This is a genomic window from Dorea formicigenerans, assembly GCF_025150245.1.
Classification (GTDB): Bacteria; Bacillota; Clostridia; order Lachnospirales; family Lachnospiraceae; genus Dorea; species Dorea formicigenerans.
The window spans coordinates 1,710,096-1,735,045 of record NZ_CP102279.1 but is presented as its reverse complement, the minus strand read 5'-3'; the positions used below and the strand labels follow the sequence as shown (position 1 = coordinate 1,735,045).

Here is a 24,950-nt window from a genome sequence, read left to right as displayed (position 1 = left end):
TCGATTTACGCAGACTTGTTACTTTGCGATAAGGCGGCTATCTACAGCCGCCAAATTTTCGTTGAGGAAAATGTCTCCTTATGCTATAATGTATGTCGCTGATTGAAACATGAGATAAGTCCACATTTGTTCATAACTTTAATAAATGTAAAAAATATGATGTAGATATGAAGTGTGAAGATGGGACAGTTTAGATAGGAGAATTCAAATATATGTCAAAGATAAAGGACGATGTTAAGAAACAGATTGAGAAAAGACGAACATTTGCGATCATTTCCCATCCGGATGCCGGTAAGACGACTCTGACTGAGAAGTTTCTGCTATATGGAGGAGCAATCAATCAGGCGGGAAGTGTAAAGGGAAAAGCAACATCAAAACATGCAGTTTCTGACTGGATGGAAATTGAGAAAGAAAGAGGTATTTCAGTTACTTCTTCTGTATTGCAGTTCAATTATGGAGGATATTGTATCAACATTCTGGACACACCGGGACATCAGGACTTCTCAGAGGATACATACCGTACTCTGATGGCAGCAGATTCTGCGGTCATGGTCATTGATGCATCCAAGGGTGTTGAGGCACAGACAAGAAAGCTGTTCAAAGTATGTACGATGCGCCATATTCCGATTTTTACATTTATCAATAAGATGGACCGTGAGGCGATGGATACATTTGAACTATTAGATGATATTGAAAATGAACTGGGAATCGCGACCTGTCCGGTCAACTGGCCGATCGGCTCCGGTAAGGAGTTCCGTGGTGTCTATGACCGTGCTACAAAGAGTGTGGAATTATTCTCAGATACAAGAAAGGGTACGACACAGGGAGAAGTGCAGATTGTGCCGATCGACGATCCTTCCCTGAATGGACTCATCAGTGAAGAGCAGAAAGCAAAGCTGGAGGAAGAGATTGAACTTCAGGATGGAGCCGGAGCAGAACTGGATCAGGAGATGGTAAGTAAAGGAGAACTTTCACCGGTATTCTTCGGATCTGCTCTGACGAACTTTGGAGTAGAGACATTCTTGAAGCATTTCCTTAAGATGACTACATCACCGCTTCCAAGAAAGTCTGATAAAGGTGAGATCGACCCGATGGAAGAAGGCGATTTTTCTGCATTTGTATTTAAGATTCAGGCAAATATGAATAAAGCACACCGTGACCGTATCGCATTTATGCGTATCTGTTCCGGAGAATTCGAGGCAGGTATGGATGTATTCCATATGCAGGGAGGCAAGAAAGTACGACTTTCCCAGCCACAGCAGATGATGGCCAGTGAGCGCCACATGGTGGATAAAGCTTACGGTGGAGATATTATCGGTGTCTTTGATCCGGGAATTTTCTCAATCGGAGATACATTGACAACCTCCTCTGACAAGTTCAGTTATGAAGGAATCCCGACTTTTGCACCGGAACATTTTGCAAGAGTGCGTCAGGTCGATACGATGAAACGTAAACAGTTCATCAAAGGAATTAATCAGATTGCGCAGGAAGGTGCGATCCAGATATTCCAAGAGTTTAATACAGGTATGGAAGAGATCATTGTAGGAGTTGTAGGAGTTTTGCAGTTTGATGTTTTAAAATATCGTCTGGAGAATGAATATAACGTAGATATCAGACTGGAGAATCTGCCATATGAGTATATCCGCTGGATTGATAATCCGCAGGACTTCGATCTTGCAAAACTTTCAGGTACTTCTGATATGAAGAAAGTGAAGGATTTAAAAGACCGTCCGCTTCTTCTTTTTGTCAATGAGTGGAGTATCCGCATGACCCAGGAGCGTAACGATGGACTGGTTCTGACTGAATTTGCCCGATAAGGTTTGTAAATATTTACCGTGAACCTTTGCAAATGTATGCGAATGTGGTAAAATGCTTAAAAAGGACGTATAGAAAAACCGAAAGGATTGGTAGATATGAGTAAAGAAGAAAAGAAAACTTATACAATAAAGTCAGATGAGAATCTGGGCGAAGTAAAGATTGCCGATGAAGTTGTAGCAATTATCGCAGGACTTGCAGCTATGGAAGTAGAAGGTGTTTCTTCTATGGCAGGGAATGCGACAAGAGAGCTGATCGCAAAGCTTGGAATGAAATCTTTATCCAAAGGTGTAAAAGTAGATGTCCTGGACGGCATCGTGACTGTGACACTGGCTCTTAATATGAGCTATGGATACAGTATTAAAGATATTACAGCAAAAGTGCAGGAGAAGGTAAAAGCTGCAATTGAAAATATGACAGGACTTGAGGTTGCGGACGTGAATATCCGTGTAGCTGGAGTTGATGTGCCGGAGGAAGCATAAGTGAAGAGAACAGAGATGAGGGAACACATTTTCAGAATGGTGTTCAGTTATGAATTTAACAGTGATCAGGAGATGCCGCAACAGATGCAGCTTTATTTTGAACAGCTTGACCAGGAACCAAAAGAGGAAGACATGGCATATATCAGAGACAAGGCTCTGAACGTCATCTTGAAATCTGAAGAGATTGATGAGATGCTCAATGAACATGTGACAGGCTGGAAGACAAGCCGCATGAACAAGGTGGATCTAAGTATCTTAAGACTTGCGGTCTATGAGATGAAATATGACGAGGACGTACCGGTAGGAGTTGCAATCAACGAAGCGGTAGAGCTCGCAAAAAAATACAGTGGTGATGAAGGCCCGGCATTTATCAATGGTGTGCTGGCCCGGCTGTCATAAATAACAGACTGATATACGCCTGACGGGGGATTGAGTAGAACATTACATGTTGCCCCGCGGGCGAATCTTGAATATAGAGGTGTGTAATGACACGGAATGTATATACGGTAGGCCAGGTGAATGCTTACATCAAGAACATGTTTACACAGGATTACATGTTGAACCGTATCTATGTGAAGGGCGAGGTATCTAATTGTAAATACCATACTTCAGGACATATATATTTTTCACTGAAAGATGAGTCTGGAACGATTGCCTGCGTAATGTTTGCCGGGCAGCGCGGCGGGCTCTCTTTTCGTATGTGTGAGGGACAGCAGATCGTAGTGCTCGGACAGGTCAATGTCTATGAAAGAGGAGGTTCTTATCAGTTATATGCAAGGGAGATCCGTTTGGACGGAGAAGGTGTTCTTTATGAGCGCTTTCAGGCTCTTAAGCGTGAGTTGGAAGAGATGGGAATGTTTGCTTCGGAATATAAGATGCCGATTCCTGCATATGCACGAAGAATCGGTGTTGTGACAGCACCGACCGGAGCTGCAATCCGGGATATTATGAACATTTCCAGACGAAGAAATCCTTTTGTACAACTTATTTTGTACCCGGCACTTGTGCAAGGAGAAGGCGCGAAAGAGAGCATTGTAAAAGGTATACGTATGTTGGATCAGGATGACATAGATGTGATCATTGTCGGACGAGGCGGCGGATCCATTGAAGATTTGTGGGCGTTCAACGAAGAAGAAGTTGCAAGAGCAATTTTTTACTGCCGGACACCGGTGATTTCTGCGGTAGGGCATGAGACGGATACGACTATTGCAGATTATGTGGCAGATCTTCGAGCACCGACTCCTTCTGCAGCAGCAGAACTGGCAGTGTATGATTACTGGAAGACACAGGAACAGGTGGATGTAAGAAGAAGTCAGTTACAGGGCTATCTGCGAAGAAAAATGGAGGTATCTAGACTTCGAATCGAGAAGTATGAGACGAAGTTAAAGTATCTGCACCCTGAGCATAAGCTTCAAGAAGACAGGCAGAGACTGGTGGATACAGAAGAAAAGCTGCATATGCTGCTACATCGCAAAGTAGAGCAGTACAGACACCGGTTTGCAGTTTATATGGAACAGATGAAAGGATTATCCCCACTTCAGAAACTGAATCAGGGATATGCATATATTGAAGATGTGGACAAAAAAGCAGTCCGAAGTATCGAACAGGTCAGATGTGGTGATCATCTGTCGGCATATGTGACAGATGGATCCATTCAGATGATAGTAGAGAGTGTAAAGGAGGAGCGCCATGGCTAAGGAAGAAAAAACACTGGATGAGATGTTTCAGGAACTGGATAAACTGATCCAGGCTATGGAGGAGCCGGAAGTATCTCTGGAAGATTCTTTTCAGATGTATCATCAAGGCATTGATATGTTAAAGGCATGCAATGATAAGATGGATAAAATCGAAAAGCAGATGCTTGTATTGGATAGTGAAGGAGAGACACATGAGTTTGAATCTTGATTTTAAAGTACAAAAAGAGCAGAAAGTCAGGGAGATTGAAGATTCTCTGCAGAATTACCTGCCAAAGCAAAAGGGATACCAGAAAATTATTATGGAAGCTATGGGATATAGTCTTCTGGCCGGAGGAAAGAGACTTCGTCCGATGTTGATGAAGGAGACTTATACTTTGTTCGGCGGTCACTCAAAAGTAATTGAGCCATTTATGGCAGCGATTGAGATGGTTCATACATATTCTCTTGTACATGATGACCTTCCGGCAATGGATAATGATGAATATCGAAGAGGGCGTAAGACGACGCATGTTGTATACGGAGAAGACATGGCGATTCTGGCGGGAGACGCTTTGTTGAATTACGCATTTGAGACAGCAGTCAAAGCATTTGTTCTGGAACCGGAAGATAGTATGACAATCGGAAATGCAATCCGCGTACTTGGTGAGAAAGCCGGAATTTACGGAATGCTTGGAGGTCAGGTCATCGATGTAAAAGAGACCGGGCATGCTGTTTCAAAAGATGTGTTAGATACGATCTACGAATTAAAGACCGGAGCACTTATCGAAGCTGCTATGATGATCGGAGCAATTCTTGGTGGAGCAAGCCAGGAAGAGGTAAAGACGGTAGAGCGTATTGCAAGCCTTGTTGGACTGGCATTCCAGGTGCAAGATGATATTCTCGATGTGATAAGCACCCAGGAAGAACTTGGCAAACCGATACATAGTGATGAAAAGAATGAGAAGACTACTTATGTAACATTACTTGGCATTGACGATGCAAAGAAAGTGGTCGAAGAAAAATCGGAAGAGGCGATCAGCCTGCTTCAGACACTTCCGAATGAGAATCCATATCTGGAAGAATTGCTTATGGAGCTGATTCACAGGAAAAAATAGAGGGGGACCAGTATGCTGGAACGAATACAAAAGGAAAATGACATAAAAAAACTAAACAGCGAGGAATTGGAGTGCCTTGCAGGAGAGATCCGTGAATTCCTTGTAGAGAAGGTCAGCAAGACAGGAGGACATCTGGCTTCCAATCTTGGCGTTGTAGAGCTTACGATGGCATTGCATCTGATCTGTGATCTGCCAAAGGATAAGATTATCTGGGACGTTGGACACCAGTCCTATACACATAAATTACTGACCGGACGAAAAGAAGGATTTGAAGATTTAAGAAGTTACGGCGGTATGAGCGGATTCCCGAAGAGAAAAGAAAGCCAGTGTGATGCATTTGATACAGGACACAGCTCTACTTCGATTTCTGCAGGACTTGGTTATGTGAGAGCAAGAGATTTAAAACATGAAGATTATACCGTTATCTCTGTGATCGGCGATGGTTCTCTGACCGGAGGTATGGCATATGAGGCGCTGAACAATGCATCGAATCTGAAGACGAATTTTATTGTGGTACTCAATGACAATCATATGTCCATTTCAGAAAATGTAGGCGGAATGTCCAGATATCTGGCAAATCTCCGGACGGCAGATATCTATACCGGACTGAAAAAAGGTGTGACAAATGCTTTGCAGCAGGTGCCGGTCATGGGAGACCGTATGATTGAGCATATCCGGAAGACGAAGAGCAGTATCAAGCAGCTTGTGGTACCAGGCATGTTCTTTGAGGATATGGGAATTACTTATCTGGGACCGATTCCGGGACACAATTTACCAATGCTCTGCAAAGCTCTTAAGGAAGCGAAGAAAGTGGAAGGTCCGGTACTCCTTCATGTTATGACAACAAAAGGAAAGGGCTATGAACCTGCAGAGACAGCACCGGATAAATTTCACGGGATCGGACCTTTTGACATAGAAAGCGGTAAGGTACTTGCAAAAAAAGACGGAGATACTTATACAGATGTGTTTGGTAAAGTGCTTTGTGACGAGGCATCCAGAAATCCAGATATTGTGGCAATCACAGCTGCCATGGCAGATGGAACCGGACTTGCCAGATTTAAGAAGCATTATCCGAATCGTTTTTTTGATGTTGGAATTGCGGAAGAACACGGTGTAACATTTGCTGCGGGACTGGCAGCAGGAGGATTAAAGCCTGTATTTGCAGTTTACTCTTCATTTTTGCAGAGAGGATATGATCAGTTAATCCACGATGTGGCACTGCAGAATCTGCCGGTGGTATTCGGGGTAGATCGTGCGGGTCTTGTCGGAAGCGATGGAGAGACTCATCAGGGAATATTTGATCTGTCATTTTTATCCAATATTCCCAATATGACCGTTATGTCACCGAAGAATAAATGGGAATTAGCCGATATGTTACGGTTTGCGCTTCAGATGAATTCGCCAGTGGCAATCCGCTATCCGAGAGGAAAGGCTTACGACGGATATGAAGGATGCCGGGAAAGGATTAGTTACGGAAAGAGCGAATGGATCTTTGAAGGAAAAGAAATTGCAATTTTAAGCGTCGGTCATATGTTCGAGGAGGCTGTGAAGACAAGAGATAAACTGATCGAACAAGGATATGAGCCGACACTTATCAATATGCGTTTCATTAAACCAATCGATGAAGCAATGATAGAAAAAGTCTGTCAGACACACAAACTGATTGCAGTGATTGAAGAAAATGTCCAGACCGGAGCATGCGGAGAGCGTGTATCAGAATACGTGATGCGAAAAATGCTTCCGTCACACGTCCTGACACTGGCACTCCCGGATGATTACATTGAACATGGAAGTGTTGATGTGCTCCGTAAGATGACAGGAATTGACAGTGAGAGTATGTCTGAAAAAATTATAGAGACGTATAAGGAGTTATAGAAGATGAAAGAACGTTTGGATGTGTTGCTGGTGAAGAGAAATCTTGCCGCGTCCAGAGAAAAAGCAAAAGCTATTATCATGTCTGGAAATGTTTATGTGGACAACCAGAAAGAAGATAAACCAGGAACAACATTCCCAGAAGAATCTAAGATTGAAGTGCGTGGCCATACACTGCCTTATGTCAGCCGCGGCGGACTTAAGTTAGAAAAAGCAATGAAAGAATTTCAGGTATCTGTAGAAGGAAAAGTCTGCACAGATGTAGGTTCTTCTACAGGTGGATTTACAGATTGTATGTTGCAAAATGGCGCGGTCAAGGTGTTTGCCATTGATGTAGGTCATGGACAATTAGACTGGAAACTTCGCCAGGACGAGCGTGTAGTTTGCATGGAGAAGACGAATATCCGTTATGTGACACCGGAAGATATCGGTGAGCCGGTTGATTTTTCATCAATTGATGTATCCTTTATTTCCCTGACAAAAGTGCTGATGCCGATTCGTGATTATCTGACAGACAAAGGACAGATTGTAGCACTGATTAAACCACAGTTTGAAGCGGGAAGAGAGAAAGTTGGTAAAAAAGGAGTTGTGCGCGAAAAGAGTACACATATTGAGGTTGTGACCATGATCTTGGACTATGCGTCTACCCATGGATTTCATGTGCTGGATCTTACATTTTCACCAATTAAAGGACCGGAAGGAAATATTGAATATCTTGTCCAGTTAGAAAAATGTGAAGAGCCGGGCGATATAAATGAAAAAATTCAGATTGAAAAAATTGTAGATGAGGCATTTGGGAACCTCGCAAAAAAGGAATAAAGATATGGCAGAGAGAGTGTTGATTGTAACAAATGATGGCAAAGATGCAGACTATGCAATAACGAATCAGGTCAAAGAGTATCTGACACAGGCAGGAAAGATATGTCTGCAGTGTCCAAAAGATGAGAATAATGCCATTGTTTCCGAGCAGATACCACCGGATCTTGATTATGCGATCGTTATTGGGGGTGACGGAAGTTTTATTGAGGTGGCGCGTGCTCTGCGTGGCAGAGATGTCCCGATTCTGGGAGTCAATATGGGAACATTAGGATATCTGACAGAAGTAGAGTTAACGAATATTGAGGGAGCTCTGGAACGTGTTGTGAAAGGCAGATATACGGTAGAAAAACGAATGATGTTAGAAGGCAGTTTTGACGGAGAGCGAATGGATCTGGCTTTGAATGATATTGTAGTTGCAAGAAAAGGGGCTGTTCGAGTCATTCATTTCCGACTTTTTGTAAATGGAGAATTGTTGAACTCCTATGAAGCAGATGGAGTGATCATATCTACCCCGACAGGATCTACGGCGTATAACCTTGCAGCGGGAGGTCCGATCGTAGAGCCGACGGCATCCATGATCGTGATCACACCAATCTGTCCGCATGCGTTAAATACAAGCAGTATTGTATTGTCAGCAGAAGATGAGATCGTGATACAGATCGGAGAAGGAAAACATGGAATCCCAGATGAGGCATACGTGGCATTTGACGGTGTGGACGAAGTGGAGCTGACTTCCGGTGATATGGTAGAGATCCGCAAGGCAGAAGCCCAGACAAGAATTATAAAATTGAACCAGGATAGTTTTCTGGAAACGCTTCGAAGGAAGATGAAAGGAAATTAGAGATATGAAAGTAAACAGACATGCTAAGATCATTGAACTGATTGGCAAATATCATATTGAGACCCAGGAGGAATTGGCAGATTATCTGAACCGGGAAGGATTTAAAGTGACTCAGGCAACGGTGTCCCGAGATATCCGGGATCTGAAACTTACCAAGATTCCAGCTGAGAACGGCAAACAGAAATATGCGCTGCATCAGGAAAGTGGCAATGGCATGAGTGAAAAATATATCCGTGTTTTAAGAGACGGATATATGTCGATGGATATGGCACAGAATATTCTGGTCATCAAGACGGTGGCTGGAATGGCGATGGCTGTATGCCTGGCTATTGATGCTATGAACTGGAGCGAGGTCGTGGGAAGTATTGCCGGAGACGACACAATTATGTGTGCAATCCGCACGACAGAGGATACTCCGAAGGTGATGGATAAGATTCGTAAAATTGTTCGGCAGGAGGAATAGATGTTACAGAGTTTACACGTAAAGAATCTGGCATTGATTGATGAGATAGAAGTAGAATTTGCAGAAGGGTTAAATATTCTGACCGGTGAGACGGGAGCAGGAAAATCTATTATTTTGGGTTCTGTAAATCTGGCACTGGGTGGAAGATACACAAAAGATCTGATCCGTCAGGGGGAGAATTATGCACTGGTGGAGCTGGTCTTTACTGTGACGGAAAAAAGCCGTCTGAAAGCTTTGGAGAAACTTTGTATTTATCCGGAGGATGGCCTTTTGATCTTGAGCCGGAAATTAATGGATGGCAGAAGTGTAAGCCGGATCAACGGTGAGACTGTAACAATTGCTGTTTTAAAGGAAGTAGCTGCTATTCTGATCGATATTCACGGGCAGCATGAACATCAGTCTCTGTTATATAAAAAGAATCATCTCGGGTTTGTCGATGCATTTGCGTGGGATTATCTTGCAGATATAAAAAAACAGGCAGCTTCGGCTTATCAGGAATATCGTACATGTAAAAAGACTCTGGATGAGGCTGATATGGACGAATCAAGCCGTGCAAAGGAATTGGATTTCTTAAAATTTGAAGTATCTGAGATTGAAGATGCCATGTTAAAAGAAGGAGAAGATGAAGAACTGGAGACAACCTTCAAACGCATGGAAAATGGACGAAAGATTGCTGAGAGTACTGCGGCTTCGTATACTTATACGAGTGGGGAAGCCGGAAGTGCAAGCGAATGCCTGAGCCGCGCGATCCGGGAGCTGGCACCAGTCAGTAATCTTGATGAGACAGCAGGAAATCTGTACAGCCAGCTGATGGAGATAGACAGTCTGTTAAATGATTTTAATCATGATCTTTCCGATTATCAGGATAGTCTGGAGTTCTCAGAAGAAGATTATATGACAATTACTGAGCGCCTTAATGAGATCAACCGTTTGAAGACGAAATATGGCACGGATATTGCAGGAATTCTGGATTATGGAATAAAACAACAGAAAAAGATACAAAAACTGGAAGATTATGAGAATTATATTGCGGATTTAAAGCGAGATCTGGAACAAAAAGAGCAGAAGCTTGAGAAAGTGACAAAGAAGCTGACGAAGATCCGAAAAGAGCAGGCGCAGATTATGGAACAGGCGATTACAGAAGGTCTTGCAGATCTGAATTTTGAAGATGTGAAATTTTCTATTGCATTTGAAAAGTCTGGTTCTTATTCTGCAAATGGTTCTGATGACGTAGAGTTTATGATTTCTTTGAATCCCGGACAGCCGGTGCGTCCGCTTGTGGAAGTAGCGTCCGGTGGAGAACTGTCCAGAATTATGCTTGTGATCAAAAGTGTTATGGCTGACAGGGATGAGATTCCGACGCTGATTTTTGATGAGATCGATGTGGGGATAAGTGGAAGAACAGCACAGAAAGTGTCTGAGAAGATGGCGTTGATCGGCAGAAAGCATCAGGTCATCTGTATCACACATCTTGCACAGATTGCGGCTATGGCAGATCATCATTTTATGATCGAAAAAAATGTGTCAGATGGTCAGACAAAGACATCTATCAGGGAACTTAAGGCGGAAGAATCTACCGATGAACTGGCGAGAATTCTTGGCGGTGCTAAGATTACGGACACGGTCAGACAGAATGCAAAAGAAATGCAGGAACTGGCAGCGCAGATCAAAAAATAAAAGAATTGAAATTCAAATAATACACATACTAAGACAGGTGTTCTGATTGAGGGACACTTGTCTTTATTTATATAATAGGAAATTGCATTTCCTATTATATAAAAAAGCCTCCGGCAGGATGCGCACTGCGGCGTTCAATGATGATGTCGCAAGCGACCGCCGCAGGCGCTAGAATGTGCCAAGGCACATTCTTTGTTCTATCAGATGTGAGATGCTTCCTGCCGTTGTAGATGGCAAGCAAAAAAATCAGTATCAGTGGCAGAAAGTCCATACTCATCTGATATAGCCTCCGGCAGGATGCTGATTGAGATTTTTTTGTAAAAAACATGGGAGGATCAGAGTGTATGAAAAAGTATTGGTATCGGCGAATTTTAATTATGGCATTGGTGTTTTTTGTATCGGTAGGTGGAAGCTATCTTTTGATCGAGCAGAAAAAAGATGCCATGAGGCGAGAGGTGAGCGCTCAGACCTCTGAAGAAGACCTGGTAATTCCAGGTGGCATGCCGGTAGGGATTTATATGAAAACAAAAGGTGTTATGGTATTGGATACACAGAAAATCAAAGGGAAAGACGGTGCAGAATATGAACCGGCGCTTCATATTGTAAAAGCCGGAGATTACATCACTGGATTTAACGGCAAAGATATCAATACTAAAAATGAACTGGTTGAAGCAGTAAGTTCCTTCTCGGAACAAAAAGCAAAATTAGATATTTGCAGGAAGGGGGAGACGATTCATGTAAAAATGGATATGATCCAGTGTGAAGATGGGACAAAAAAACTCGGAATCTGGGTGCGGGATAATGCACAAGGACTTGGGACCATTACTTATCTGGACTCGGACAGTCATTTTGGCGCGCTGGGACATGGAATCCATGATATCGATACAGGGGAGCTTCTTAATATTTCCGATGGAACACTATATCTGACAAGTGTTAAGGAAATCCAAAAAGGTGTGAATGGGACACCTGGTGGTATGGAAGGAATCATTGTTTATAATAATTATAACGTGCTTGGAAAAATAAAGAAGAATACAGAGGCAGGAATTTTTGGAACTATTGACCGGGTTGATGTCCTGTTCGCAAATCAGACTCCGGTACAACTGGCAAAAAAAGAAGAGGTAGAAGAAGGGCCTGCTATCATTCGCTGTGCTGTGGATGGAGAAATAAAAGAATATAATATTTTAATCACACAAGTCAATCTGTGGTCGGGCGAAGTAAATAAAAGCATGACAATCGAAGTGACAGATCCGTTGCTTTTGGATGAGACGGGCGGGATCATCCAGGGAATGAGCGGCAGTCCAATCCTCCAGAACGGAAAACTAATCGGCGCAGTAACTCACGTTTTTGTCAACAATCCGACAAAAGGTTATGGCATTTTTGCAGAATCTATGATAAATGAGTCGGAATAAAAAATACCGTGTCGAGAAGTGATAGAACTTTCCGACAGCAATTTCTTGATTCGAAAAAAGGAGAAAATTATAATAAAATCCAACGAGAAATAAAATCGAGGAGGATTTTGGAATATGGGAGAAATAGCTGTTGCAATCGCAGACGATAATGAGAGAATTCTGGATCTGCTTGGCGAAATGATTGAAAATAACAAAGAGATGAAGCTGGTTGGGAAAGCCAATAATGGAGAAGATGTATATACACTGATTAAGGAAAAACAGCCAGATGTTGTACTATTAGATCTGATTATGCCGAAAATGGATGGATTAAGTGTTATGGATACCGTGAATCGGGATCATGATATCAGAAAACATCCAAGTTTTATTATTATCACTGCAGTGGGACAGGAGCGGATTACAGAAGATGCATTTCGTAAAGGTGCTTCTTACTATATTCTGAAACCGTTCAGTAATCAGATGGTGCTGGACAAGATCCGTGAAGCTGGAAAATATCATGTGCCGGAAGCAAAATCATTTGCACCGGTTGGAAATGCAGAAGCTTCGGAGCCGAAGATAAATCTGGAAAATCGTGTAACGGATATGATCCATGAGATAGGGATTCCAGCACATATCAAAGGATATCATTATCTGAGAGATGCGATTCTTATGGCAATTGAAGATATGGATGTATTAAATGCAGTGACAAAAGTATTATATCCGACTGTTGCAAAGATGCATCAGACGACGGCAAGCCGTGTGGAACGTGCAATCCGTCACGCAATTGAAGTGGCGTGGAGCAGAGGAAAATTAGATACTCTGGACGAGCTGTTTGGATATACTGTGAATGGTGGAAAAGGGAAACCGACCAATTCTGAATTCATCGCACTTATCGCAGATACGATACGTTTAGAATATAAACATAGATAAAAGGCTTTTCTTCTGAAAAAAAATACTGTATAATGATTCATATATCGTGGAATCGGGAGGAAATTATTATGAAAAAAATACTCTTTGCCACTTCAGAAGCAGTGCCATTTATTAAGACCGGAGGTCTGGCAGATGTGGCAGGTTCTTTACCGAAATTCTTTGATAAAGAAAAATATGATGTAAGAGTCATGCTTCCAAAGTATATGTGTATGAAAGAATCCTGGAAGGAAAAGCTTCAGTATAAGACGCATTTTTATATGGATCTTGGTTGGCGGACACAGTATGTCGGGGTTCTGGAGACAGAGTATGAAGGAGTCACCTTTTATTTTATCGATAATGAATTTTATTTTAATGGTTTTGCACCATATGGAGAGATGTATACAGATGTTGAGAAGTTTTCATTTTTCTCAAAAGCAGTATTGAGTGCTCTTCCGGTCATTGATTTCAGACCGGACATCATTCACTGCCATGACTGGCAGACGGGACTGATCCCGATATTTCTGGATAATTTTCGGTATTCCAATGAATATTACCGCGGAATCAAGACTGTGATGACGATACATAATCTGAAGTTCCAGGGGATGTGGGATGCAAAAAAAGTGCGTGACATTACCGGACTTCCGGAGTATTATTTTGTACCGGACAAGCTGACATCTTATGATGATGCCAATATGTTAAAGGGCGGTATCGTCTATGCAGATAAAGTGACAACTGTCAGCAACTCCTATGCAGAGGAAATTAAGACTCCGTTTTACGGAGAAAAGCTGGAAGGACTGATGCAGGCCAGGTCGGCAAGCCTTTCCGGTATTGTGAATGGAATCGACTATGATGTATATAATCCGCAGACAGACAAGGATATTTACAGGAATTACAGTGTAGAGAATTTCCGGAAAGAGAAGATTAAGAATAAAATTGAACTTCAAAAAGAGCTTGGACTTGCACAGGACCATAAGGAGCTGATGATCGGTATCGTATCCAGACTGACAGATCAGAAGGGATTTGATCTGATCGCTTGTGTGATGGATGAACTGTGTCAGGATGCAATTCAGATTGTTGCGCTTGGAACAGGTGAGGAGCAGTATGAGAATATGTTCCGCCACTATGCATGGAAATATCCGGATAAAGTATCTGCGAATATTTATTATTCAGAGGCAATGTCTCACAAGGTCTATGCGGCATGTGATGCATTTCTGATGCCGTCACTGTTTGAGCCTTGTGGTCTGAGTCAGCTTATGAGCCTTAGATATGGAACGGTTCCGATTGTCAGAGAGACTGGAGGACTTAAGGATACGGTAGAGCCATATAATGAATATGAGAAGACTGGAACAGGATTCAGCTTTGCAAATTATAATGCACATGAGATGATGGCAACTGTGCGTTATGCAGAAAAAATATATTACGACAAGAAGAGAGACTGGAATAAGATTGTAGAACGGGGAATGAGTAAGGATTTTTCATGGAAGAGTTCTGCAAAACAGTATGAGGAATTATACGATGACATGTAAGATAAGAGACATTTTAAAAGATCAGACACCACAGGTTTCATTTGAAATCTTTCCACCGAAGACAGATGCAGGATATGACAGTGTGCTTTCCGCTGCTGAGAAGATTGCGGCATTAAAGCCGTCGTTTATTAGTGTAACTTATGGAGCAGGCGGTGGAACAAGTAAGAACACTGTAAGTATTGCATCTCATATCAAAGATGATTTTGGAGTAACAAGTCTTGCGCACCTGACGTGCGTGTCGTCTACAAGAGAAGAAGTACATCGGGTCATTGATAAGTTAAAAGAAAAGAACATTGATAATATATTAGCGCTTCGCGGAGATATTCCGAAAGATAATGCATTTCCACTTCCGAACCAATATCGTTATGCATGTGAACTGATTGAAGATATCAAACAGCAGGGAGATTTCTGCATCGGGGCGGCATGTTATCCGGAAGGCCATGTGGAGACGGAGCATAAGAAAGACGATATCAGCAATCTGAAGACGAAAGTAGATTGTGGAGTTGATTTCCTGACAACACAGATGTTTTTTGATAATAATATTTTTTATAATTTCCTGTATCGTATACGTGAAAAAGGAATTTTGGTTCCGGTACTTCCGGGAATCATGCCGATTACGAATAAAAAGCAGTTAAGACGTTCTATGGAATTATCCGGGACAGCAGTTCCACAGAGATTCCTGGCAATTATCGATCGGTTTGGAGATGATCCTGAGGCAATGAAGCAGGCGGGAATCGCGTATGCAACAGATCAGATTATTGACCTGATCGCCAATGGTATCAATCACATTCATGTGTATTCTATGAATAAACCGGATGTAGCAGAAGCAATCATGAATAACCTGTCAGCAATATTAAAAGTAGAAGATTAGACTGGATGTTGGAACATGGATAAAAGGACATTAGAAGCGGTCCGTTATCTTGGATATGGAAAACATGCGGTAGACGATCAGACGTTAGCCTTGATCCGGGATTCATTTGAAGACCTGGAACGGGTCGCTAAGAGGAGAATCGTCTATCGCATCTTTGAGTTAAAGGTATCGGACGAAGAACACTTGAATATTGAAGGACTTGAAATTACAAGCAGGAATCTGGCAAAGAATATGAAAGGTTGTACCCAGGTCGTGATGCTTGGTGCAACGCTTGGAGTAGAAGTTGATATGCTGATGAAGCGTTATTCTCTGACAGAAATGTCCAGAACAGTTGTTTTACAGGCTTGTGCAGCAGCAATGCTGGAGGAATATTTAAATAACTGGCAGAAAAGTCTGAAAGAAGAGATGACCTCACAGGGATATTTCCTGCGTCCGAGATTTAGCCCGGGATACGGTGATTTCAGTATTTTACACCAAAAGGATATTCTCGGAATGCTGGATTGTGCAAAGAAGATTGGACTTACTATGACTGAAAGCAGTATGCTGACACCTACGAAATCAGTAACAGCAGTTATTGGACTTGGCAGGGAAGAGGTTCACTGTCATGAAGAAGGATGCGAATCCTGCAGTAAAAAAGATTGTATTTACCGGAGGAATTAACGAATGATATTAGACAGATTAGGGAAAGAACTCATATATTTTGACGGGGGGACCGGAACTCTTCTGCAGGAGCGGGGATTAAAACCGGGAGAATTGCCAGAAACATGGAGCCTGGAACATGCAGATGATATGATTGATATCGCAAGACAGTATTATGAGGCTGGAAGTGATATTGTGCTAAGTAACACATTTGGCGCAAATGCACTGAAATTTCATGATTCCAGACATGAATTAGATGAAATCGTAAAAGCAGCAATTGAAAATGTGAGAAAAGGAGCAAAACTAGGTGTCAAAGATGGCAGAGAGACTTATGTAGGACTTGATATCGGGCCGACAGGAAAACTCTTAAAGCCAATGGGAGATCTGGATTTTGAAGATGCATATCAGGCGTTTGCAGAGGTGGCAAGACTTGGCGAAGAAGCAGGTGCTGATCTGATCCATATAGAGACGATGAGTGATACTTATGAAGTGAAGGCAGCAGTACTTGCTGCAAAGGAGAATACTTCACTTCCGGTATTTGCAACTATGATCTTTGATGACAAAGGAAAACTACTGACCGGAGGAGATGTGCCATCGGTTGTAGCAATGCTGGAAGGGCTCCGCGTAGACGCACTTGGAATCAACTGCGGCATGGGACCGGAGCAGATGATGCCGATTCTGGATGAAATTTTACAATATGCTTCTGTTCCCGTCATTGTTAAGCCGAATGCCGGGCTCCCAAAACAAAAAGACGGAGAGGTGTATTACGACGTAGAACCTGAAGAATTCGGGAGATTCATGGCTGAAATCCTGAAACGTGGTGCCAGTCTGATCGGCGGCTGTTGCGGAACAACTCCGGCACACATCCGTGCCATGGTGGAAGCAACGAAAGATCAGAGGGACATTACAGACCGGCCTGGAAAAGAATTTAAGAACCGGACAATCGTGTCCTCCTATGGGCGAGCTGTGGAACTTGGCGGGAAACCGATGATCATCGGAGAGAGAATCAATCCAACAGGTAAGAAGAAATTCAAACAGGCACTCAAAGACCATGATATTGATTATATATTAAGAGAAGCTATTTCACAGCAGGATGCAGGAGCACATATCCTGGACGTCAATGTAGGGCTTCCAGATATAGATGAACCGGCTTTGATGCGTGAGGTGGTGCAGGAGCTTCAAAGTGTAACGAGTCTTCCGCTTCAAATTGATACGGTAGATATAAGTGCTCTGGAAGCAGCTATGCGAATTTACAACGGAAAGCCAATGGTCAACTCAGTCAATGGAAAACAAAGTTCCATGGATGCAGTATTTCCACTGATTAAGAAATATGGCGGGGTAGTTGTCGGTCTTACTCTCGATGAAGATGGAATTCCGGCAACAGCCGAAGGGCGTGTAAAGGTTGCAGGCAAAATTATCGAAGAGGCAAAGAAATATGGTATCGATAAGAAAGATATTGTAATTGATGTTCTTTGTATGACGATCAGTTCTGAGCCGACAGGAGCAATCACTACGCTGGAAGCTCTGAGACAGGTACGAGAAAAATATGGAGTTTGTGCGGTACTTGGTGTATCAAACATTTCCTTTGGGCTTCCATACAGACCGGCAGTGAACTCCAATTTCTATACTATGGCAATGCAGTCAGGCTTAAGCGCGGGAATCATTAATCCACTTTCAGAGGATATGATGCGTTCTTATTATTCTTTCTGTGCGCTGATGAATTATGATGAAAATTGTGAGAAATATATTGAACAGTATGGAAGTCAGAAAGTGCAGGCTGTGACACCTGCCACAAAGGCGGAGATGACGCTTAAGACTGCCATTGAGAAAGGCCTGAAGGAAGAAGCACATCACATAACAGCAGAGCTTGTGAAAGATAAAGCTCCACTGGATATCATTAACGAGGAACTGATCCCGGCACTTGACCAGGTTGGAAAAGGATTTGAAAAAGGAACCGTATTTTTACCACAGCTTCTGATGAGTGCCGATGCAGCAAAGATAGCATTTGCAGTTTTGAAAGATGAACTTGCCAAGAGCGGTGAGAGCGAGCAGGCTAAAGATAAAGTCATTCTTGCTACCGTAAAAGGAGATATTCATGATATTGGCAAGAATATTGTAAAAGTTCTTCTTGAAAATTACAGCTTTGATGTGATTGATCTTGGAAAAGATGTTCCGCCGGAGGAGATTGTCGAGACAGCAATAAAGGAAGATGTCAGACTGGTGGGATTAAGCGCTCTGATGACTACAACTGTAGTCAGCATGGAAGAGACGATCAGACAGCTTCGCAAGAAAAAACCAGAATGCAAGGTAATGGTCGGCGGAGCGGTACTGAATCAGGATTATTCTGATATGATCGGAGCAGATTTCTACGGAAAAGATGCGATGCAGTCCGTTTATTATGCACAACAATTATTTGGAGGAGAGAAATAGACATGAGTTTAATATTACCAGAAAATTACGATCCACACATGACCGTGCGCGAGACACAGGAGGCAATTAAGTATATCCGTGATACATTCCAGAGAGAATTCGGAAAAGAAATGAATCTGGAGCGTATCTCAGCACCGCTTTTTGTTGAGAAGAGCAGTGGCCTTAATGATAACCTGAATGGAGTTGAAAGACCGGTACAGTTTGATGTTGCCGGAATTCCGGGAGAGACAGTAGAAGTTGTACATTCTCTTGCAAAATGGAAACGTATGGCTCTCAAAAAATATGACTTTGAGCCAGGCGAAGGACTCTACACAAACATGAACGCTATCCGGCGCGATGAGGAACTTGATAACCTTCATTCCTGCTATGTTGACCAGTGGGACTGGGAAAAAGTTATCCGTAAGGTGGACAGAACAGAAGAGACATTAAAGACAACCGTACGTCATATCTTTAAAATTATCAAACATATGGAACATGAGGTGTGGTACAAATACCCGCAGGCAGTGAAACATTTACCGGATGATGTAACATTTATCACGACTCAGGAATTGGAAGACAGATATCCGGACAAAACTCCAAAGGAGAGAGAGAACCTGATTACAAAAGAATATGGCTGTGTATTTCTGATGAAGATTGGAGATAAGCTTGCAAGTGGTGAACCACATGACGGACGTGCACCGGATTATGACGACTGGCAGTTGAACGGAGATATTCTGTTCTGGCATGATACATTAGATTGTGCACTTGAAATCTCCAGCATGGGTATCCGAGTAGATGAGAAATCTCTTGCTTCCCAGCTTAAGAAAGCAGGATGCGAGGACAGACGAGAGCTTCCATACCACAAAATGCTTCTTCACGGAGAACTTCCATACACAATCGGAGGAGGTATTGGACAGTCCAGACTGTGTATGCTCCTTCTCGACCGTGCTCATGTAGGAGAGGTGCAGGCAAGTCTCTGGCCGGAAGAGATGAGACAGACATGCAGAGAGCATGACATTATCCTTTTATAGATTATAAAAATGTAAACGGATAAATTTCGTTTGCCAGGAGGAAAGGAGATTCCACCAAAAGAACTGGAAGAAATTGAATTGAAATAAATTCAACGGACGTTGACAAACGAAAGATGACTACTTATAATTATAAGTTAGTGAATTTTGAGGAGGAAATTATGCAGAAATACGGAGTTAACGAATTAAGAAGAATGTTCCTTGAATTCTTTGAAAGCAAGGATCACCTGGCACTTAAAAGTTTTTCACTGGTGCCACATAACGATAAAAGTTTATTGTTGATCAATTCCGGTATGGCACCAATGAAGCCATACTTTACAGGACAGGAGATCCCGCCGAGAAGAAGAGTGACAACCTGTCAGAAGTGTATCCGTACAGGAGATATCGAGAATGTAGGTAAGACAGCTCGTCATGGTACATTTTTCGAGATGCTTGGTAACTTTTCTTTTGGAGATTATTTCAAGACAGAGGCAATCCACTGGACATGGGAGTTCCTTACAGAGGTTGTAGGACTTGATCCAGAGAGATTATATCCTTCTGTATATGAGAATGACGATGAAGCATGGGAAATCTGGAATAAAGAAATCGGTGTCCCGGCAGAGCGTATCTTCCGTTTCGGAAAAGAAGATAACTTCTGGGAGCATGGTTCAGGTCCTTGTGGTCCATGTTCAGAAGTTTATTATGACCGTGGTGAAAAATATGGCTGTGGAAAACCAGGCTGTACAGTAGGCTGCGAATGTGACCGTTATATGGAAATCTGGAATGATGTATTTTCACAGTTCAACAATGACGGACATGGAAACTATTCTGACCTGGCTCAGAAGAACATTGATACAGGTATGGGACTGGAGCGTCTTGCATGTGTCGTACAGGATGTAGACTCCATGTTTGATATTGATACAATGAAAGCATTGCGTGACCATGTATGCGCTATGTCAGGAAAGCATTATGGCATCGACCACGAGACAGATGTTTCTCTTCGTGTCGTAACAGATCATATCCGTTCTGTTACATTTATGATTTCAGACGGAATTATGCCATCTAACAGTGGCCGTGGTTATGTACTCCGCCGTCTGCTCCGCCGTGCTTGCCGTCACGGAAGACTTCTCGGTATCGAGGGAGCTTTCCTTGTAGAGCTTGCACAGACTGTTATTGATGGTTCAAAAGATGGATATCCGGAGCTTGAAGAGAAGAAAGACTTTATCTTCAACGTGATTGCAAAAGAAGAGGCTCAGTTCAATAAGACAATTGATCAGGGACTTTCTATTCTTGCAGATATGGAAGAAGAGATGAAGAAAAATGGTGAGACAGTTCTTTCCGGAGAAAATGCATTTAAACTTTATGATACTTATGGATTCCCAATTGATCTGACAAGCGAGATTCTGGAAGAGAAGGGCCTGACTTATGATAAGGAAGGATTTGAAAAAGCTCAGAAAGAGCAGCGTGCGAAATCGGAGGGAACATTTGGTACTCACAGCTACACTGGAAAAGACGCTACAGTTTATGATGAACTGGATGCAAAGCTTGCAACAGAATTCGTAGGATACGAGAATCTTGTATGTGATGCAAAAGTGACAGCACTTACAAGCGAAGAGGAGATTGTAGACGCATTATCCGATGGCGAGAAAGGTACAATTATTGTTGACAAGACTACATTTTATGGAACAATGGGTGGTCAGGAAGGTGACATCGGTACCATTAAGACTGCTGATGGAGAGTTCGTAGTAGAGAATACAATTCACCTTGCCGGAACAAAGATTGGACATGTGGGATATGTAAGCCATGGAATGATCAAAGTCGGTGATACAGTATCTATGGAAGTAGATAAAGAGAACCGTAATCTGTCAGCAAGAAACCACAGTGCAACACATCTTCTTCAGGCAGCTCTCCGCCAGGTACTTGGAACACATGTTGAGCAGGCAGGTTCTTATGTAGATGCTGAGAGACTTCGTTTTGACTTTACACATTTCTCAGCATTGTCAAAAGAAGAGTTAAAGCAAGTAGAAAATATTGTAAATGAAAAGATTGCAGAATGCTTACCGGTCGTAGCTAAGAATATGCCAATCGAGGAAGCAAGAAAGACAGGAGCAGCAGCCCTTTTCGGTGAGAAATACGGTGATGTTGTCCGTGTCGTAAGCATGGGAGATTTTTCAGTAGAGTTCTGTGGAGGTACTCACGTATCGAATACAGGAGTTATCAGTGCACTTAAGATTATTTCTGAGACAGGTGTTGCAGCAGGAGTCAGACGTATTGAGGCTCTGACTTCAAAGGGACTTCTGAAATATTATGATGATATGGAAAAGAAACTTCAAGAGGCAGCAGCTCTTGTGAAAGCAACTCCGAACCAGTTATCAGATAAGATCCGTCATCTTCAGGCTGAGAATAAAGATCTTCACAGCGAGCTTGAGAGCGTGAAGAGTAAGATGGCAAAAGAGGCAATGGGAGATGTATCTGATCAGGTTACAGAAGTAAAAGGTGTAAAACTTATTGCTGCAAAAGTAGATGATGTAGATATGAATGGCCTTCGTGATCTTGGAGATCAGTTGAAAGAAAAACTTGGTGAAGGTGTGATCGTTCTTGCATCCGCGGCAGGTGGAAAAGTAAGCCTTGTTGCAATGGCAACAGATGAGGCTGTGAAGAAAGGTGCCCATGCCGGAAATCTGATCAAAGGTATTGCCGGTCTTGTTGGAGGTGGCGGCGGTGGACGTCCGAATATGGCACAGGCTGGAGGAAAGAATCCAGACGGAATTGACGCTGCAATTGCAAAAGTAAGTGAAGTCCTGGAGAGCCAGTTATAGACATTTGATCAGACTTTTCAGGGGTAGTTTATGGAGCAAAAACAAGAACAGAAACAAGAGTTAAAAAAGAATTTGGGCGCAGTGACAGCGATGGCAACCGTTGTCGGAAGCGTTATCGGGTCTGGGGTTTTCTTTAAACCCCAGGCTATTTATACAGCGACAGGCGGCGCTCCTGGACTTGGAATGCATGCCTGGCTGATTACCGGAATTGTAAGTATCGCAGCAGCATTGACATTTTCAGAAGTTGCGATCATGATTCCAAAAACAGGTGGAATCGTAGCCTATCTGGAAGAAATTTATAATCCGATGATTGGATTTTTGGCAGGCTGGGTACAGATTTTATTATTTTATCCAGCCATGATATCTGCCCTTGCAGTGGCAGGAGGTCAGCAGATGGCGTTTTTTATCGGGGACGGTTATGTTGCTCCGGTAGCAGTTGCCATGATTATCATTATCATCTTTCTGAATTCTATGGGATCCAAGATAGGTGGCAGTGTACAAGTCATTTTTACAGTCTGCAAGATGATTCCGTTAATCCTTTTGATGATTTTCGGGTTTGTGCGCGGAGCAGGAACGAATCCAGTCTTTACTCCGATGGTAGGCGAAGGACTAAGTCCGATGGTTGTTCTCGGTCAGCTTATGATCGCGATTTTATTTGCATTCGAAGGCTGGACCAATGTAGGAGCAATTGCGGGAGAGATGAAGAATCCGGGAAAGGATCTTCCTGTTGCCATCGTTGGCGGAGTATCACTGATCATGGCAGTTTATTTTATCATTAATCTTGCATATCTGTGGGTACTTCCGGCATCCGAACTTGCAACACTGACTGCACCGGCATCAGCTGTAGCAGTGAAGATTTTAGGAAAGCTTGGAGGACAGATTGTATCAATCGGAATCATTGTTTCCGTATTCGGAAGCTGTAACGGATTTATACTTTCCGGTTCCCGTGTGGCATATTCTCTTGCGGCAGAAGGAAAATTTCCATTCCACAAGACATTTGCAAAATTGAATGGAGCACAGGTTCCGGCAAATGCAATTATGCTTGTCGGAGGCATCGGTGCATTTTATGCATTAAGTGGTCAGTTCAATCTGCTGACAGACCTGGCGGTATTTTCAAGTTGGACATTCTACACACTGACATTTATCGGTGTGATTAAACTCAGAAAAGACCGTCCGAATGCAGTGAGAACCTATAAAGTGCCGTTATATCCTATTGTTCCGCTCATTGCGATTGCCAGCGGAATCTTTGTTATTATCAATCAGATTTTTCTGGCAGGGCACAGATCAACCGTAATTTCCATTGCCAGCATAATTGTTATGCTGCTTGGACTGCCGGCATACATGATAATTAAAAAAAGATTGTAAAAAGATATTGACGTAACGTAAATTTATGATATAATCGTATGTGTGCAAAAAATATACCCGAACAGTCGTATAATGCACAATATAGGACTGGAGGGGAGGTTAGGTGTGAGACTATGTCAAATGTAATCGTAAAAGAAAACGAGACGTTAGACAGCGCTTTACGCAGATTCAAAAGAAACTGTGCAAAGGCTGGAATTCAGCAGGAGATTCGTAAAAGAGAGCATTACGAGAAACCAAGCGTAAGACGTAAAAAGAAATCTGAAGCTGCTAGAAAACGCAAGTATAACTAATATGTGCAAAAAAGGGGCTGTCGGTTAATACCACATTTCGACATCTCCAGTAGCAATTAAAAGGATTCCTGCAAGGACAAGGTTTGTTAGCCTTCTACCTTGCGAGGGATCCTTTTTTTTATGAAAGATGAAATTTATTTTTGGCCGCAAAAATCCCTTGTCTGGATTTTTACAGCCACACTTTTGATCAAGCTGTTTTTTCCGTTGTTTTTCCCTCAAACTTCTTTAATTTTTCATTGAGAAAACGGCAGTATTTATTTATATTCCTTCCGATTGCAGACAACATGAATTCTTTGTACACTTTATCTGCGGAACGGTAATTAAAACGGCGGAAATTTTCGTTTTCTTTGATATCACCGAAATGTCCTTCTGTCTGGATCGAACGTGTCTGCCGTTTCAGAATTACACGCTCACTTTGGATGTTTGCATGGGATTTTTCACGCTGTTCCTCCCACTGCTCATTGATCTTCATTATCTTGTTTTTCTCAGTATCCTTTTCGGCATTATATTTATACAAACAGCGGGCTTTATGTTCGCATCCACTGCAGTCGGCGCAGCCGTATACCTCAAAGGTCTGGGTATAACCATTCTGCTCTTTAGTTTCCGTTCTTATGTGACGCAGTTCACGTCCATCATGGCAGATATAGAACTGCTCATCTTCAAATACTTCGACTTTCATGTTGTAATATTTGCTGATATCTTCGGCATATGCACGTGTTTTGCGTTTTTCATGATCCTGCAATTTTATATAGCTTTCTATTCCTTTTTCTTTTAAATAAAGATGTTAGCATAGTTACATTATAACATGTAACGGAGAGAAAGATGGTTGCCGTTAGCCATCTTTTTTTCTTTTTATGGTAAAAAAATTGGGGGAGGGTGTGACTCGGTATGAGTCACACCCTCCCTCTCTTAGAACTGTCTATTTCCCGACAGCCCCTTCGTTTTTAAACAAAAATAACGGTAGGTGAAT

22 protein-coding genes and 1 pseudogene are annotated in these 24,950 nt (G+C 42.5%); 21 read left to right on the top strand and 2 right to left on the bottom strand.

Annotated features, from left to right (window positions below):
• Positions 1-212: 212 nt before the first annotated feature.
• The 11 genes from NQ560_RS08515 to recN all read left to right on the top strand — a co-directional run bounded on the left by NQ560_RS08515 (position 213) and on the right by recN (position 10,760).
• Positions 213-1,817: a peptide chain release factor 3 gene (locus tag NQ560_RS08515; RefSeq protein WP_005330235.1), complete on the top strand. Its 1,605-nt coding sequence runs from the start codon at positions 213-215 to the stop codon at positions 1,815-1,817.
• Between the two features lie 96 nt (positions 1,818-1,913).
• On the top strand, positions 1,914-2,297 hold the full coding sequence (locus NQ560_RS08510; protein WP_005330237.1) for an Asp23/Gls24 family envelope stress response protein: 384 nt from the start codon (positions 1,914-1,916) through the stop codon (positions 2,295-2,297).
• Positions 2,298-2,696, top strand: a complete 399-nt coding sequence (gene nusB / locus NQ560_RS08505) for a transcription antitermination factor NusB (RefSeq protein WP_005330241.1) — start codon at positions 2,298-2,300, stop codon at positions 2,694-2,696.
• An 86-nt stretch (positions 2,697-2,782) separates the two neighbouring features.
• The gene (gene xseA / locus NQ560_RS08500; RefSeq protein WP_005330242.1) at positions 2,783-3,994 is read left to right on the top strand and encodes an exodeoxyribonuclease VII large subunit; all 1,212 of its coding nucleotides are present in this window, start codon (positions 2,783-2,785) and stop codon (positions 3,992-3,994) included.
• A complete protein-coding gene (gene xseB, locus NQ560_RS08495) occupies positions 3,987-4,202 on the top strand; it encodes an exodeoxyribonuclease VII small subunit (protein ID WP_005330243.1) in 216 nt (71 codons plus the stop codon). Before xseA ends, xseB begins: the two co-directional genes overlap by 8 nt.
• Positions 4,186-5,088 (top strand): polyprenyl synthetase family protein, encoded by a 903-nt coding sequence (locus tag NQ560_RS08490; RefSeq protein WP_005330244.1) that lies wholly within the window; start codon positions 4,186-4,188, stop codon positions 5,086-5,088. The genes xseB and NQ560_RS08490 overlap by 17 nt, the downstream gene beginning before the upstream one ends.
• 12 nt (positions 5,089-5,100) lie before the next feature.
• Entirely contained in the window at positions 5,101-6,963 is a 1,863-nt protein-coding gene (gene dxs, locus NQ560_RS08485) for a 1-deoxy-D-xylulose-5-phosphate synthase (protein WP_005330245.1), read from the top strand.
• A 3-nt stretch (positions 6,964-6,966) separates the two neighbouring features.
• The gene (locus NQ560_RS08480) at positions 6,967-7,779 is read left to right on the top strand and encodes a TlyA family RNA methyltransferase (RefSeq protein ID WP_005330246.1); all 813 of its coding nucleotides are present in this window, start codon (positions 6,967-6,969) and stop codon (positions 7,777-7,779) included.
• A gap of 4 nt (positions 7,780-7,783) precedes the next feature.
• Entirely contained in the window at positions 7,784-8,620 is an 837-nt protein-coding gene (locus NQ560_RS08475; RefSeq protein WP_040015209.1) for an NAD(+)/NADH kinase, read from the top strand.
• A 4-nt stretch (positions 8,621-8,624) separates the two neighbouring features.
• Positions 8,625-9,083, top strand: coding sequence for an arginine repressor (argR, locus tag NQ560_RS08470; RefSeq protein WP_005330250.1), 459 nt, complete (start codon positions 8,625-8,627; stop codon positions 9,081-9,083).
• Positions 9,084-10,760, top strand: a complete 1,677-nt coding sequence (gene recN, locus NQ560_RS08465; RefSeq protein WP_005330251.1) for a DNA repair protein RecN — start codon at positions 9,084-9,086, stop codon at positions 10,758-10,760. It begins immediately after the preceding gene.
• Between the two features lie 94 nt (positions 10,761-10,854).
• Here the strand turns inward: recN and NQ560_RS08460 are convergent, their stop codons facing one another.
• Positions 10,855-11,037 carry a hypothetical protein gene (locus tag NQ560_RS08460; RefSeq protein ID WP_040015210.1) on the bottom strand — a complete coding sequence of 61 codons (183 nt, stop codon included), beginning with the start codon at positions 11,035-11,037 and terminating at the stop codon, positions 10,855-10,857.
• A gap of 67 nt (positions 11,038-11,104) precedes the next feature.
• Here NQ560_RS08460 and spoIVB point away from each other — a divergent pair, with 67 nt between their 5' ends.
• The 10 genes from spoIVB (at position 11,105) to rpsU (ending at position 23,980) form a co-directional block, all read left to right on the top strand.
• Entirely contained in the window at positions 11,105-12,169 is a 1,065-nt protein-coding gene (spoIVB, locus tag NQ560_RS08455) for a SpoIVB peptidase (protein ID WP_040015211.1), read from the top strand.
• A gap of 114 nt (positions 12,170-12,283) precedes the next feature.
• Positions 12,284-13,075, top strand: coding sequence for a sporulation transcription factor Spo0A (gene spo0A / locus NQ560_RS08450; protein ID WP_005330257.1), 792 nt, complete (start codon positions 12,284-12,286; stop codon positions 13,073-13,075).
• 68 nt (positions 13,076-13,143) lie between these two features.
• Positions 13,144-14,580, top strand: coding sequence for a glycogen synthase GlgA (gene glgA, locus NQ560_RS08445; protein WP_040015212.1), 1,437 nt, complete (start codon positions 13,144-13,146; stop codon positions 14,578-14,580).
• Positions 14,570-15,451, top strand: coding sequence for a methylenetetrahydrofolate reductase [NAD(P)H] (metF, locus tag NQ560_RS08440; protein ID WP_005330262.1), 882 nt, complete (start codon positions 14,570-14,572; stop codon positions 15,449-15,451). The genes glgA and metF overlap by 11 nt, the downstream gene beginning before the upstream one ends.
• 15 nt (positions 15,452-15,466) lie before the next feature.
• Positions 15,467-16,111, top strand: a complete 645-nt coding sequence (locus tag NQ560_RS08435) for a vitamin B12 dependent-methionine synthase activation domain-containing protein (RefSeq protein ID WP_005330265.1) — start codon at positions 15,467-15,469, stop codon at positions 16,109-16,111.
• Between the two features lie 3 nt (positions 16,112-16,114).
• Complete coding sequence (locus NQ560_RS08430) at positions 16,115-18,520, top strand: homocysteine S-methyltransferase family protein (protein ID WP_005330279.1); 2,406 nt, start codon at positions 16,115-16,117, stop codon at positions 18,518-18,520.
• Between the two features lie 2 nt (positions 18,521-18,522).
• A complete protein-coding gene (gene asnA, locus NQ560_RS08425) occupies positions 18,523-19,530 on the top strand; it encodes an aspartate--ammonia ligase (protein ID WP_005330281.1) in 1,008 nt (335 codons plus the stop codon).
• A 158-nt stretch (positions 19,531-19,688) separates the two neighbouring features.
• Positions 19,689-22,325, top strand: a complete 2,637-nt coding sequence (gene alaS, locus NQ560_RS08420; protein WP_040015213.1) for an alanine--tRNA ligase — start codon at positions 19,689-19,691, stop codon at positions 22,323-22,325.
• Between the two features lie 30 nt (positions 22,326-22,355).
• Positions 22,356-23,690, top strand: coding sequence for an APC family permease (locus NQ560_RS08415; RefSeq protein ID WP_005330285.1), 1,335 nt, complete (start codon positions 22,356-22,358; stop codon positions 23,688-23,690).
• A 113-nt stretch (positions 23,691-23,803) separates the two neighbouring features.
• The gene (rpsU, locus tag NQ560_RS08410; RefSeq protein WP_004054229.1) at positions 23,804-23,980 is read left to right on the top strand and encodes a 30S ribosomal protein S21; all 177 of its coding nucleotides are present in this window, start codon (positions 23,804-23,806) and stop codon (positions 23,978-23,980) included.
• 187 nt (positions 23,981-24,167) lie between these two features.
• On the opposite strand, the pseudogene NQ560_RS08405 reads toward rpsU, so the two are convergent.
• Positions 24,168-24,761 (bottom strand): annotated as a pseudogene (locus tag NQ560_RS08405) (transposase); the annotation flags it as partial.
• Between the last annotated feature and the right edge of the window lie 189 nt (positions 24,762-24,950).